At 65.7% G+C, this 13,552-nt stretch carries 14 protein-coding genes; 10 read left to right on the forward strand and 4 right to left on the reverse strand.

What is annotated here, in order from left to right:
• The first annotated feature begins 109 nt into the window (after positions 1-109).
• Genes G7Y29_RS09350 through G7Y29_RS09375 form a run of 6 tightly spaced genes read left to right on the forward strand, consistent with a single transcriptional unit; the run spans position 110 to position 6,485 of the window.
• Entirely contained in the window at positions 110-3,073 is a 2,964-nt protein-coding gene (locus tag G7Y29_RS09350) for a Na+/H+ antiporter subunit A (RefSeq protein WP_165002313.1), read from the forward strand.
• Positions 3,074-3,568: a Na(+)/H(+) antiporter subunit C gene (locus G7Y29_RS09355; RefSeq protein ID WP_165002314.1), complete on the forward strand. Its 495-nt coding sequence runs from the start codon at positions 3,074-3,076 to the stop codon at positions 3,566-3,568. It abuts the gene before it with no gap.
• The gene (locus G7Y29_RS09360) at positions 3,558-5,339 is read left to right on the forward strand and encodes a Na+/H+ antiporter subunit D (protein WP_165002315.1); all 1,782 of its coding nucleotides are present in this window, start codon (positions 3,558-3,560) and stop codon (positions 5,337-5,339) included. The genes G7Y29_RS09355 and G7Y29_RS09360 overlap by 11 nt, the downstream gene beginning before the upstream one ends.
• Position 5,340: 1 nt before the next feature.
• A complete protein-coding gene (locus G7Y29_RS09365; RefSeq protein ID WP_165002316.1) occupies positions 5,341-5,850 on the forward strand; it encodes a Na+/H+ antiporter subunit E in 510 nt (169 codons plus the stop codon).
• 3 nt (positions 5,851-5,853) lie between these two features.
• Positions 5,854-6,132, forward strand: a complete 279-nt coding sequence (locus G7Y29_RS09370; protein WP_165002317.1) for a monovalent cation/H+ antiporter complex subunit F — start codon at positions 5,854-5,856, stop codon at positions 6,130-6,132.
• Positions 6,129-6,485 (forward strand): monovalent cation/H(+) antiporter subunit G, encoded by a 357-nt coding sequence (locus G7Y29_RS09375; RefSeq protein ID WP_165002318.1) that lies wholly within the window; start codon positions 6,129-6,131, stop codon positions 6,483-6,485. The genes G7Y29_RS09370 and G7Y29_RS09375 overlap by 4 nt, the downstream gene beginning before the upstream one ends.
• Here G7Y29_RS09375 and G7Y29_RS09380 read toward each other — a convergent pair.
• The 4 genes from G7Y29_RS09380 to G7Y29_RS09395 form a co-directional block, all read right to left on the reverse strand.
• A complete protein-coding gene (locus G7Y29_RS09380; protein WP_165002319.1) occupies positions 6,482-7,615 on the reverse strand; it encodes a glutamate--cysteine ligase in 1,134 nt (377 codons plus the stop codon). The two genes, G7Y29_RS09375 and G7Y29_RS09380, sit on opposite strands and share 4 nt — an antisense overlap.
• A gap of 9 nt (positions 7,616-7,624) precedes the next feature.
• Positions 7,625-8,443: a LytR C-terminal domain-containing protein gene (locus G7Y29_RS09385; protein ID WP_165002320.1), complete on the reverse strand. Its 819-nt coding sequence runs from the start codon at positions 8,441-8,443 to the stop codon at positions 7,625-7,627.
• Between the two features lie 36 nt (positions 8,444-8,479).
• Positions 8,480-9,394 (reverse strand): endonuclease domain-containing protein, encoded by a 915-nt coding sequence (locus tag G7Y29_RS09390; protein ID WP_165002321.1) that lies wholly within the window; start codon positions 9,392-9,394, stop codon positions 8,480-8,482.
• A gap of 134 nt (positions 9,395-9,528) precedes the next feature.
• A complete protein-coding gene (locus tag G7Y29_RS09395; protein ID WP_196820216.1) occupies positions 9,529-9,744 on the reverse strand; it encodes a DUF3263 domain-containing protein in 216 nt (71 codons plus the stop codon).
• A gap of 16 nt (positions 9,745-9,760) precedes the next feature.
• Here G7Y29_RS09395 and G7Y29_RS09400 point away from each other — a divergent pair, with 16 nt between their 5' ends.
• The 4 genes from G7Y29_RS09400 to cls are packed head-to-tail and all read left to right on the forward strand — an operon-like array spanning position 9,761 to position 13,551.
• Positions 9,761-10,333 carry a peptide deformylase gene (locus tag G7Y29_RS09400; protein WP_213014501.1) on the forward strand — a complete coding sequence of 191 codons (573 nt, stop codon included), beginning with the start codon at positions 9,761-9,763 and terminating at the stop codon, positions 10,331-10,333.
• Positions 10,333-11,268 carry an N-acetylglutamate synthase, CG3035 family gene (locus G7Y29_RS09405; RefSeq protein WP_165002324.1) on the forward strand — a complete coding sequence of 312 codons (936 nt, stop codon included), beginning with the start codon at positions 10,333-10,335 and terminating at the stop codon, positions 11,266-11,268. The genes G7Y29_RS09400 and G7Y29_RS09405 overlap by 1 nt, the downstream gene beginning before the upstream one ends.
• Positions 11,269-11,289: 21 nt before the next feature.
• Entirely contained in the window at positions 11,290-12,069 is a 780-nt protein-coding gene (locus tag G7Y29_RS09410; RefSeq protein ID WP_165002325.1) for an exodeoxyribonuclease III, read from the forward strand.
• 6 nt (positions 12,070-12,075) lie between these two features.
• A complete protein-coding gene (gene cls / locus G7Y29_RS09415) occupies positions 12,076-13,551 on the forward strand; it encodes a cardiolipin synthase (protein ID WP_165002326.1) in 1,476 nt (491 codons plus the stop codon).
• Position 13,552 lies beyond the last annotated feature (1 nt).

Genomic DNA, 13,552 nt, shown 5'->3' on the forward strand with positions numbered 1-13,552 from the left:
GGAAGACGCTGATAGAACGCTGCCTCTTTTTTCGTACTCCGTGCCTTCGGATTTTGCGCAGCGGGCGCCGCCCCTGTCCCGTCCACCTGAAGAAGGAGGGGTACGCGTTGTGCTGTCTCTACTGATCGCGCTTGTCGGCGCCACACTCGCCGCGCCGATTCTCCTGCGCGCGGTCGGCCGGGTCGCGTTCGCCATCGTCGCGCTCGTCCCGCTCGCAGGATTCATCTGGATCGTCAGCCTGTTCCACGGCGGAGTCTTCGCCGACGGCGGGGCGATCTTGGCCACCTACGAGTGGATGCCCAGCACGAACTTGAACCTCGAGTTCCGCCTCGACGCGCTGTCGGGGCTGTTCAGCCTCATCGTCCTCGGCTGCGGTGCCCTGGTACTGCTCTACTGCTGGGGTTACTTCGACTCCAACCCGCGCCGCCTAGCCGTGTTCGGGGCGCAGCTGACCATGTTCGCCATGGTCATGTACGGCCTCGTCATCTCCGACAACTTCCTGCTGATGTACATCTTCTGGGAGCTGACGTCGATCCTGTCGTACCTCTTGGTGGCGTACTACGGCGAGAGGGCGTCGTCACGCCGCTCCGCCATCCAGGCGCTCATGGTCACCACCTTCGGCGGCCTGGCCATGCTGGTGGGCATCATCCTTTTCGGCCAGCAGACCGGCATCTGGAAGCTTTCCGACATTGCGACGTTCGGTGGCGTGGCCGAAACCCCTGGCATCGCCGCGGCGATCATCCTGGTGATGCTGGGCGCGCTGACCAAGTCGGCGCAGGCGCCGTTCCACTTCTGGCTGCCCGGCGCAATGGCCGCACCCACCCCCGTCTCCGCGTATCTGCATTCAGCGGCGATGGTGAAGGCCGGCATCTACCTGGTCGCGCGCCTCGCGCCCGACTTCGCGGCCGTGCCCACCTGGCATATTGTGGTGTGCGGCACGGGGATTTTCACCATGCTGCTCGGCGGCTGGGTTGCGCTGAAGCAAAAAGACCTGAAGCTCATCCTGGCCTACGGCACTGTGTCCCAGCTGGGTTTCATCACCGCCGTGATTGGTATCGGCTCGCGCGAGGCGACAATGGCAGGCCTCGCCCTGACCGTCGGGCACTCCCTGTTCAAGGCGGCGCTGTTCATGATCGTCGGCGCCATTGACCACACCACCGGCACTCGCGACATCCGCGAGCTTTCCGGCCTGGGTAAGAAGGAGCCGTTCATCGCGGCGCTGGCGGTCATCTCGGCGGCATCGATGGCAGGCATCCCGCCGCTGTTCGGGTTCGTGGCCAAGGAGACGGCCCTCGACGCTGTGCTCCACGAGGAGCTGCTGCACGGCATGCCGGGCAAGATGTTGCTCGTCGGGCTCGTCGTGGGCTCCATCCTCACGATGGCGTACTCCCTGTACTTCATCCACGGGGCCTTCGCCACCAAGACCGGCGGCACGTCCGAGGAGGTCTCCGCGATGGACAAGATCGGGCCAACATTGTGGCTCTCTCCCGCCGTCCTGACCACCATCACCGTCGCGTTCGGGCTGTTTCCCGGTTGGATCAGCGGCGCATTCAACGAGTACCTCAAGGTGCGCTTCCCCGAGGTCGAGGGCAACTACCTGGCACTGTGGCACGGCTTCACCATCCCCCTGCTGCTGACTGCCGTGATCATCGGTGCCGGTTCGCTGATGTTCTGGCAGCGCGGCATCGTGGCTAAGGCGCAGTTCGAGCGCCCCGCCCTGGGTGACGCCGACGATGTCTGGGACAGCATCATCAAGTCCCTGCGCACAGCGTCGCTGCGCCTGACGGCGTCCACGCAACGCGGTTCGCTTTCGGTCAACCTGGCGACGATCTTCGTCGTCCTCATGGTCCTGCCCCTGGCCGGTCTGATCCTGGGCCGTTCCAGCGACATCCGCATGATCGTGTGGGACAGCCCCTGGCAGGGCATGGCCGTGGTGTTCATGGCCCTGATGGCCGTCGCAGCGACCTTGCAGCGCAACCGCCTGTCCGGCGTCATCATGGTCGGTCTGACCGGGTTCTCGCTCGCCCTGATCTTCGCTTTGCACGGAGCCCCCGACTTGGCGCTGACGCAGGTGCTGGTAGAGACCATCGTCATGGTGGTATTTATGCTCGTGTTGCGCAAGATGCCCACCGAGGTCGAAAACCGCGGCGACTCGGACGTGCGCCTGCGCGCCTGGCTCGCCATCGGCACCGGACTCTCCGTTGTCATCGTCGCCATGACCGCGATCTCCTCGCGCATCTCCGAGCCGATTTCCGGCCCCATGCCGGACCTGGCGTACGAGATCGGCCACGGCCGCAACGCCGTCAACGTCCTGCTCGTCGACCTACGCGCGCTGGACACCTTCGGCGAAATCACCGTGCTCGCGATCGCTGCCACCGGAGTAGCCAGCCTCATCTTCGGCACCGGCTCGTTCTACCGCGACTCGCGCCGCCCGGTCCTCTCGGCCGCGGTGCCGCGCTGGCTCGCCTCCTCCGTCAACAGCGAAGTGTCGCAGAACCGCCACCTGATGGTCGAGGTAGCCACCCGCATTCTTTTCCCGTCGATGATGCTGCTCTCCGCCTACTTCTTCTTCTCCGGCCACAACGCCCCCGGCGGCGGCTTCGCCGGCGGCCTCGTGGCGGCGCTCGCCTTCGCGTTGCGCTACCTCGCCGGCGGCCGGCGCGAAATCGAGGAGGCTCTACCCGTCAGCCCTGAAGCCATCCTCGGCACAGGACTTCTCCTTTCTGCGGCCGCGGCGGTGGTTCCAATGTTCCTCGGCTACCCGCCACTCACCTCGGGTTACATCGCCCCGGACCTGCCGCTCATCGGCGAGGTAGCGATCCCGTCGGCCCTGCTTTTCGACGCTGGCGTCTACGCCATCGTCGTCGGCCTCATCATGCACATCCTCACCTCCGTCGGCGCGCACCTGGACAAGGAAGAGGACGCCCGTAAGGAACGCGCCCGCGAGCGCGCGCGTGCGCTCCAGGAGAAGAACCAGCAACGCCGCGCCAAGCAAGCCCAGCAACGTCGGGCCCGCAGGGTTGCGGTGGGCGGGTCGTCGATACGCGAAAGCTCAACGGAAGGGAGCGAGTAGATGGAAGCGAACCTCTTCCTGCTCATCGGCGCAGGCGTGCTGGTTGCGGCGGGCGTGTACCTGCTGCTGGATAAGGCGATGACGCGCATGATCATGGGCATCATGCTCATCGGTAACGGTGCGAACCTCCTGCTGCTGCAATCCGGCGGCCAGGCGGGGTCCCCGCCGATCCTCACCCGCGACAACGAACTGTACGGCGGGCAGATCGCGGACCCGCTCGCCCAGGCGATGATCCTGACCGCGATCGTGATTTCGATGGCGATGGTGGCGTTCATGTTGGCGCTCGCCTACCGCCAGTACCGCTACCGCAGCGACGACGTGATTGAGCGCGACGAGGAGGACCGCGCCATTGCGGCCCGCCCGGCCACCCCGTCGGCGCAGCCCGACCACGACGCGTCCGACGACCCGGCGACCGGACGCACGAGCGCGCTTGGCGACGTGTTCGGCCCGCGCTCCTTCGAGGAACCCGTGATGGAGGCCGACCATGACCGCTAACCTCCACGACTACGCCGAATGGGTCCTGCCGTATGTCGCGTACCTGGTGCCGCTGCCGATGCTCCTGCCCCTGCTGGCCGCGGCGCTGATCCTGGTGTCCGGGCGACAGCTGGCGCTGCAGCGCACCATCGCATTCATCACGCTGGTGGCGCTGGCCGCGATCGCCGCCACACTGCTCATCGTCGCCGACACTCACGGCATCCAGACCGTGCAGCTCGGCGGCTGGGAGGCGCCCATCGGCATCACGCTGGTGGCCGACCGCCTGGCCACGATCATGCTGCTCGTCTCCGCCATCGTGCTCGTGGCGGTCATGTGGTACGGCATTTCGCAGGGGCTTCGCGACGGTGACGAGGACGACCCCGTCGCCGTCTTCCTGCCCGTGTACATGCTGCTGACCATGGGCGTGAACTTGTCCTTCCTGGCAGGTGACCTATTCAACCTCTACGTTGGCTTCGAGATCTTCCTCGTCGCCTCCTACGTCCTGCTCACGCTCGGCGCGTCGGCCGGGCGCGTCAGATCCGGCATCAGCTACGTCATGGTGTCCATGGCGTCGTCAATGATTTTCCTGTTCGCGCTGGCCATGATCTACGCCTCAGTGGGCACGCTCAACATGGCCCACGCGGGCTTGCGCATGGAGGCGCTTCCCGACGGCACCCGCACCGCCATCTTCGCCACCCTGCTCGTGGCGTTCAGCATCAAGGCCGCCGTCGTGCCGCTCGACGCCTGGCTGCCCGACTCCTACCCCACCGCCGCCTCGCTGGTCACCGCGGTCTTCGCGGGCCTGCTGACCAAGGTCGGTGTGTACGCGATCATCCGCATGCGCTCAACGGTGTTCACCGACGGTTCCCTCGACGGGCTGCTGATGTGGGTGGCGCTGGCGACGATGATCGTGGGCATCATGGGCGCGCTCGCCCAAAACGAGATCAAACGTCTACTCTCGTTCACCCTGGTCAGCCACATCGGCTACATGATCTTCGGCGTCGCGCTCGGCACCGTGCAGGGCCTGTCGGGCGCGATCTTCTACGCCGTGCACCACGTCCTGGTGCAGACCTCACTGTTCCTCGTCGTCGGCCTCATCGAACGCCAGGCCGGCACGTCCCAGCTGCGCCGCCTCGGCTCGCTGCTCTACACCGCGCCAATCATCGCGCTGCTGTACTTCATCCCGGCGCTCAACCTGGGCGGCATCCCACCGTTCTCCGGCTTCCTGGGCAAGATCATCCTGCTGGAGGCCGGTGCCGCGGAGGGCACATGGCTTTCCTGGGTCCTCATCGCCGGTGCCGTGGTCACCTCTCTGTTGACCCTCTACGCGATGATCCTGGTGTGGTCGAAGGGCTTCCTGCGCGACCGCGCCGACGCCCCCGAGGGCCATATCGCCTTTGATAAACCGTCGGCGCTGTCGGACCGCCAGTCCACCGTCGACATCGAGGAGCGTTCCGACGTCGGACGGCTCCCGTCGGGAATGCTCCTGTCCACCACCCTTCTCATCGCGGCCTCCGTGGCCATGTCGTTCTTGGCGGGCCCCATCGCCGCGGTGACCGACCGCGCCGCAGAGTCCGCACAGGACCGGTCCATCTACCGCGACGCGGTGCTGCGCCCCGGATACACCGACCCCACGCGCAACCTGGAGGAAGACACCATGGAAGTGGGCCGCGATTCTCTGCAGAAGCAGCCCAACACCACTTCCACGGCACCCACCGCGACAGGCGTGACCACGGCGTCCGTTCCCGAGCCCGTCGTCGCCTCCACCCAGCGCAGAGAGGACGGGGAATAACATGCAAGGACTCAGAGCACGCTTCCGCCCTTACTTTGTCGCCTGGCTGACCCTGATGTGGGTCGTGCTCATGGGCGAGTTCAGCTGGGGAAACTTCTTCGGCGGCCTCGCGCTGGCGCTGTTCATCGTGTTGCTTCTGCCCCTGCCGAAGGTCCCGCGCGACCACAACAAGGTGCACTGGGGCAGGCTCATCGTGTTCGTGGCCACCTGGTTCGCCGACCTCATCGTCGCTTCAGCCAAGGTGGCGTGGCTCGCGCTGCGGCCCGCCGCCCCTCCCCGCAACGCCATCCTCAAAGTGCCTATGCGCGTCTCCAACGAGCTGGTTCTCTACCTCGCCACCTGCGCCTACAACCTGCAGCCCGGCGGCTCCGTCACCGACTTGGACATCGCCAACCGCGAATGGACCATCCACGTCCTCGACGCCGAAACGGAGGCGGACATCGAAAGGGAGCGCCGGAGCGTGGCCAAGCTGGAACGTCACATGATCGACATCTTCGAAAGCAGGGGGTAAGCCATGGATCCGTTCGTCTACAACGTCGTCCTCGGCATCGCAGCGGTGATGCTGGTGGCCGGGCTGTTCGTCATCGGCTGGCGCATCGTCGTCGGCCCCACCTCGCTCGACCGTGTCCTGGGCAACGACGCCTTCACCGCCTCACTGCAGTGCGTGCTGGCGCTCTACATCTGCTGGACCATCGACACCACCGTGGTCAACGCCATGATTGTCATCGCGCTGCTCGGCTTCATCGCCTCGCTCGCCGTGGCACGTTTCCGCAGGAGGGACGACATCTCGTGATCACCGACATTATCTCGCTCATCTTTATCCTGCCCGGCGCGTTCATGGTCCTCTCCGCGGCCATCGGTTCGGTGCGGTTCAAATCCACCATGGCGCGCATTCACGCCATCACCAAGCCCCAAACGACCGGCCTGGTGCTCATGGTTCTCGGCACCATCATCCGCGTCACCGGCTCGCCCGATTTCGGCGTGCACGAGCGCGGCGATATCGGCACCCTCGTCCTGCTCGTCATCTTCGCGCTCATGACCAACCCCGTCACAGCGCAGCGCCTCGGGCGCGTGGCCCGGTTAGAGGGCCTCTACGGCGGGGACGACGCGCTCACCGTCAACGAGCGGCCCGCCCCGAAGCGCTAGTTCCAAGTCAGGGCGGTCAGCTCGTCGCAGGTCAGGTCGACAGCGGGTTTCCAGTCCCGGTGGACATCGAAAAGCCTGCGCTGGCGTTGGTAACCGGCGCCGCGCTCGAGGATTTCCAGCACCAAGTTCAACTCGTCCACGCAGTCGAGCTGCGCGGCCACGCCCTGCAGCTGATCGACCAGGTCCACCAGTTCCTCGGTGACCCAGCGCTCATCCGTCGCGCGGCTAGTGACCACCAGCGCCTCCATGCCGTAGCGCGCACCGCGCCACTTGTTCTCCGCCACGTGCCACGGCTGCAGGATCGGCAGCTGCTCACCCCGGTCCAGCATCTGGTCGAAGTGCACCACCAGGCAGTGCGTCAGCGCCGCGATGGCGGCGAGCTCGCGCAGGTTGGAGGTGGCGTCGGAGATGCGAACCTCGATGGTGCCCCACTTCGCGGCCGGGCGGACGTCGAAATGCATGCTGCCGGTGTGGTTGATCACGCCGGACGTCTGCTGGTCATTCATGAACTGCACCCACTCGTCCCACGTCTGAAACTGGTATGGCATGCCCGCGGTGGGCAGCTGCTGGTAGAGCATGGTGCGGTTGGAGGCGTAGCCGGTGTCCAGGCCGTCCCACCCAGGGCTGGAGGCGGAGATGGCGAGCAGGTGCGGGTACTTCGTCATCACCGCGTTGATGATCGGCCACACGCGGTCCTCGTGGCGGATGCCGATGTGGCAGTGGATGCCCCAGAGCATCATCTGCTGGCCCCAGTACTGGGTGCGGTTGACGATCTCCTTGTACGTGATCTTCGGGCTCAACGGCTGCTTGCGGAAGTCCGAAAACGGGTGCCCTCCCGACGCCCACAGCCGCAGGCCCTCCTCCTCCGCGACCGCGCGCACCTTCTCCGTGGCATCGGTGAGGAAGCGGATGGCCTCCCCCGCGTTCGCGCACACCGGCGTGACCAGCTCGATGGTGTTTTGCAGGAACTCGCGCTCCAGGTGCAGGTCGGGGTGGCGGGCGGTGACCTCGTCGATCACCTCTGCGGCTCGCGGCACCAGGTCGCGGGTCTCAGGGTCAACGAGGCAGATCTCCCACTCGACGCCGAGCGTCTGGTTGGGAGATCTGGCGAAGTCGCGGAACGGATCCATGCGACAAGTCTAACCGGCGAGCACCACGGAGACGGCCTCGCGCTTACCGCGGACCTCGTCCGGCAGCGACGCGCCCTGCGGCACCTCGTTGTTTGGCTTTGCGACGCCCCCAACCTGCCGCGCCAGATCAGCCGCCACCTGCTCAGCCCCGTTTACCGACGGATCGTAGAACACCGTGGTCTCCGGGAAAATACCGTACGTCTGCTCGGGCAGGTTCATGCTGGTGGAGTCGGTGCTCTTGTTGGCCACCGTGTACTGCGGGGCCAACTGGTCCGCCGTTGTGCCGGCCACACCCGGGTTGGCGGAGTTGTTGTAGACGAAGACCTGCGCGTTCTGGGCGGTCAACGCGGGGGCCTGGCCCTGGTTCGGTGCGGGAGCGGGTGAGGGGGCTGGGGCCGCAGAGTTTTCAGCGGGCGGCTGGCTGCCTTGAGCTGGCTGGCCGTCCTGCGCCGTACCCTGCGGGTTCTGCTGGTTCTGCGGGTTTTGCGGGTTTTGCACCGGCGCGGTGGCCGTCGCGGTGGCCGCTGAGCTCCCTGTACTCGCCGCGTCGGTACCGGCGTTGTCTTTCTGGGTCAGCGCATACAAGCCCCAGAGTAGGAGGATGGCCGCAACGGCGATCAGGATCATCGCCAGGCCCCGCTTCGGGATGCCGCCGGCTGCCGCAGCGGTGCTTCCGCCCACCGGCGCCGCGTAATCACCGTCATCTTCGGCGTCGTAATCGCCGTCGTCACCGCGGCGGTGTGAGCCACGGTACTCCTCGGTGTCGCCGATGTATTCCGCGTCGACGTACTCGTCGCGGTTGCCATTGCCAGGGTTCACATTAGTCACACACGACACATTATTACCTCGGTGACTGACCGCACGCTACGACGCGCCGCGGTTAACCGCGCCGTCGAGTCGCATTCTGACTTCCTCTAGAACACCGAGCGGGTCTTTCAGTAATTCCGCAGGCCGGTACCGCAGAAACACGTACCCTTTATTCCCCAACTGCTTCTGCCGGTTGATTTTCTCCACTATCGCCATGTCCGGATCTTCGGTGTATTTGACGTCGCCATCGATTTCGACGGCCAACCAGCCGTCGATAAGCAAATCCACCCTAAACCCACCAATCGAGACCTGGACCTCGATGTTGCCGATACCTCCCAGGATGAAAATCGCTCGCGCCAGCGATTCGTACGGGGATTCGGATTTTTCGGTTGCCAGCTCAATGCAGCGGCGGACAACCGGTGCATTGCGGATTCGGCCCATGCGGCTCAACCCTTCGATGAGCGCTTCCCGCGCAAACCCGTTCGCGAGAAGCCAATCCGCTGCGATGAGCCCTTCGGCGAAACCGTGGTCGCGGGCGATGTCGATGAACGTGCGCACCGGCAACGTCGTGCGAACGCCGTGGACGACCGTGTGGAACGGAACTTCGCGACGCCTACATACCACCGCCTTGCTGCGACGATACGTAGGCGGCACCTCGGAGGACGGCAAGGCGAGCTCAACAGGTTCGCGGGTCAGCGACACCACCCACATGCCTTGGACGCGTGCCGCCGACCTCCCGATTAGAACTGCCTCGTAGGCGTTGCGGCCGCGGGCTACGGCGTCCACGAACCGCTGCTGGTGGAACCGGAGGCCGGCAAATTCGTGCGCTGGCATCGCGATCTGTTTGGTGATTGCGGTCAGCCCGTGCTTCCACGGTGCCGTCCGCCGCGGGTCATCAACGGGTAAACCCCGCAGGTCGATCAGTTTCTCTGCTAGGGGTGTGCGCCAGTCTTCTTCTCTGGTGTTGTGCATAACCGGTTAGACCGGTTTCGGTTACGCACGGTTCCCCCAGGCCGGATGTCACGGTCAAGCGAATCGGCGCCGCAAAACCCCAGGCGGTCACAGCCGAGAAAACCCCCACCGTGACATCCCACCCCACGCGGCCGTCACCCCACGCGGCCATCCCGCACCCGCTGCAACCGCCGCACCAGCTGCGGCCGCGCCGCCAACGCCTCGGCAGAATCCAGCAAAACGTTCAGCCGCTGGTAGTAGCGGATCGGCGTCAACCCCAGCGAAGACCGGATCGCGTCCTCCTTCGCGCCGACGGACCTGGGGGCGGCGGCTTCGAAGTCCAGGAGCGTGAGGTCGGCGTCGCTAAGCATGCTTAATATATTAGGCATGACAATTCGACCCATCGTGATCCACGGCGACCCGGTGCTGCACGAGCCGACGAAGCCGGTGGAGCAGCCCGTCGCGGAGCTGCAGGAACTGATCGCGGACATGCACGAAACCATGGACGCCGCGTTCGGCGTCGGCCTCGCCGCCAACCAAGTGGGTGTGCCGCTGCGCCTGTTCGTCTACCACTGCCCCGACGGCGACACCATGCGCCGCGGCACCGTGATCAACCCGGTGCTGGAAACCTCCGAGATCCCGAAGACCATGCCGCGCGACGACGGCGAGGACGACGAGGGTTGCCTCTCCGTCCCGGGCGAGTCTTGGCCCACCGGCCGCGCCGACTGGGCGAAGGTCACCGGCCTGGATGAGAACGGCAACGAGGTCAGCGTCGAGGGCGAGGGATTCTTCGCCCGCTGCCTGCAGCACGAGGTCGGCCACCTCGACGGTTACGTCTACACCGACGTGCTCACCGGCCGCTACAAGCGCGAGGCCAAGCGCGTGATCCGCGACAACGGCTGGAACGCAGCGGGTAACACCTGGCTGCCGGGTACTGACGACGACCCGTTCGGGCATTAATGTTTCGCTCCGACGACATCGCGGTCGGCGACAGGGTGGTGGTGCGCCAGCGCGTCGGCGAGCACGCCAGCGACATCATCGGCCACGTGATCACCCTGAACCCGCTGGTCATCCGCCCGCAGGAGGTCGGCGGATTCCCGTCGTTCAAGAACGCGATCGTAGTCCGGGACGTGCACATCATCAAGAAACTCTCGCCGCGCACGGTCCGCAACAGCGACATCCGCGCCGTCGAGGTCGCCGCGGCCAAAGCGTTCCCCGGCCAGGAACAGCTGCTTATCGACGGCTGGTTGGCACGCGCCGGAGCCGATATCGCGGAGCGCTCCAACTCGGCGACCCCGATCGGCTACTCAGCCGGGTTCAACCCGGTGCCGCTGGAGGAGATCACGGCGTTTTACCGCGACCGTGACCTGCCTGTGCAGCTGCTGATCCCGGAGCGCATCGGCAAGCCTGCGCTGAAGGTGCTCACCGACGAGTGGGAGCTGAGCGAGGAGATCCTGGTGATGACGCGGCCGCTGGGAAAGGGCCCCGCAGCTGCGGGTTTCGAGGTGCTCGACAAGCCAGATGACGCGTGGCTGGCGATGTACCACTTCCGCGGCGAGCAGCTCCCGGCGGAGGCCATCAAGCCGATAGACGGACGCATCGCTTACGCGCGTCTCGTTGACAGCGGAGAGACGGTTGCCGTGACCCGCGCAACGCTGACGGAGTCGGAGGACGGCCGGTGCTGGCTGGGTTACTCCGCCGTGGAGGTCGCACCGCACCTGCGCAGGAGGGGCCTGGGCACGCAGCTCGGAGCGTCGCTGCTGGCGTGGGGCGCGGACCAGGGCGCGGATGAAGCCTACCTGCACGTGCGGGCGTCGAATAGCGTGGCGATTGGTTTGTATCACAAGCTCGGCTTCGTCGAGCACCACCGGCACCGCTACGCGCGCCTGGGTTGATGTGCGGTTAGGGTGTATGACATGCGCATAGCCACATGGAACGTCAACTCGGTGCGCAGCCGCGCCGAGCGTATCACCGCCTTTCTCGAGCGCAACGACGTCGACGTGTTAGCCATGCAAGAGACGAAGACGGCCGACGCGAAGTTCCCCTACGCCGTGTTCGAGGCGGCCGGGTACGACGTGGCGCACGTGGGCACGAACCAGTGGAACGGTGTCGCCATCGCCTCGCGCGTGGGACTCGAGGACGTGCAGACGGCGTTCGATCACCAGCCCGCCTACGACGGAACCGTGGAGGCCCGCGCCGTCGGCGCGACCTGCGGCGGCGTCGAAGTGTGGTCGCTGTACGTGCCCAACGGCCGCGAGATCGGCCACCCCCACTACGACTACAAGCTGCAGTTCCTCTACTCCCTGCAGCTTGCGGTGGCGGCGGAGGAACCGCAGCTGTTCGTGGGCGACTACAACATCGCCCCGCGCGACGAGAACGTGTGGGACATCGCCTGGTTCGAGGGTAAAACGCACGTCACGGAACCGGAGCGCGCCGCCTACCAGATGCTGCTCGAAGCAGGATTGGAGGAAATACGGCACGACGACGCGTATTCCTTCTGGGACTACAAGTCCATGCGCTTCCAAAAGAACCAGGGCATGTTGATCGACTTCCAGCTCGCCACCCCGCCGTTGGCGCGCAAACTCACCCGCGCCTGGGTCGACGTCGATGAGCGCCGCGGCAAGGGTGCCTCGGACCACGCCCCGGTCATCGCGGATTATGACACGAAGGCCCTGGCCTACGACGAAGTGCGTTAAGCCGCCATGACTCTGACCCTGGACGTGAGCTACTGGCAGCTCGTGGCGATGATCGTCGATTACGTGATCAAGTTCGTCGTGATCGGCATCGTGCCGTCCAACCGCAGGCCGTCCTCAGCCAACGCCTGGCTGCTGCTCATTCTCCTTCTGCCGATCATCGGTCTGCCCCTGTACCTGCTCATGGGCTCGGACTTCTTCAACCGTCGGCGCCACCGCATCCAGCAGCGCGCGAACGCGATGATCACCGACGTCCATCTCGACATCCCCGACATCCCACCTGAGGCTCAGCTGTCCCCCGACAAAGAGGCCATCGTGCGCCTGCATCGCGCTCTCACGGGGTTCCCCGCCGTCGACGCGGACGTACGCCGCCTGTGGTCCGACTACGAGCTCGCCTTCCGCCGGATCGTCGAGCTTGTCGACGCCGCCGAGGACTACATCGGCATCGAAATCTACGCCCTGGCCCTCGACGCCACCACGCTGCCGGTGTTCGACGCCCTGGAGCGCGCCGTCAGCCGCGGCGTGCATGTGCGACTGCTCTTCGACCACATCGGATCCCGCAAATACCCCGGGTACCTGCGCATGACCCGGCGGTTGAACAGATCGGGCATCGACTGGCACCTGATGTTGCCGCTGCAGCCGTGGAGGGGGCGCTTCCGCCGCCCCGACCTGCGCAACCACCGCAAGGTGATCATCGTCGACGGCCGCGCCGCGCTTATGGGGTCGATGAACATGATCGACCGCGGCTACCTCATGCGCAACCACCGCCGCGCCGGCCGCCAATGGATCGACGTGCTCGTCGAGCTCGAGGGCCCCATTGTCACCTCATTGGAATCCATGTTCGCGGTGGACTGGTACACCGAGTCGGGCGAGGCGATTGAATTGCTCGCGCCGCGCCGTTTGGGCGTCGATAAGCCTGGCGAGCACATCCTCCAGCTCATCCCCTCCGGCCCCGGTTACCAGGCGGAGCCGAACCTGCGGATGTTCAACACCCTGATCCACCACGCCCGCGAGCGCCTCATTTTGTGCTCCCCGTACTTCGTGCCCGAGGACTCGCTGCTGGAGGCCGTGACCACCGCCTGCTACCGCGGCGTGCGCGTGGACCTGCTCGTGGGCGAGAAGGCGGACCAGTTCATGGTCACCCACGCGCAGTCGTCCTACTACGAGCAACTCCTGCGCGCCGGCGTGCACATTTGGCAGTTCCCCGCGCCCTACGTGCTGCACACGAAGTTCGCCATCGCCGATCCCGGCCTTTCCACGAACATCGCGGTCGTGGGTTCGTCCAACATGGACATGCGCTCCTTCACACTGAACTACGAGAACTCGCTGTTCGTGGCGGACGGCTCGCTTCTGCGCGAGCTGGAGACGCTCGGGGGCACCTACATGAACGTCTCCCGCGAGCTCACGCTCGAACAGTGGAGCCGCAGGCCCTGGTACCGGCGCTACATCGACAACGTGATGAGGCTGACCTCCGCTCTGCAGTAGC

This window comes from Corynebacterium qintianiae (genome assembly GCF_011038645.2).
Classification (GTDB): domain Bacteria; phylum Actinomycetota; class Actinomycetes; order Mycobacteriales; family Mycobacteriaceae; genus Corynebacterium; species Corynebacterium qintianiae.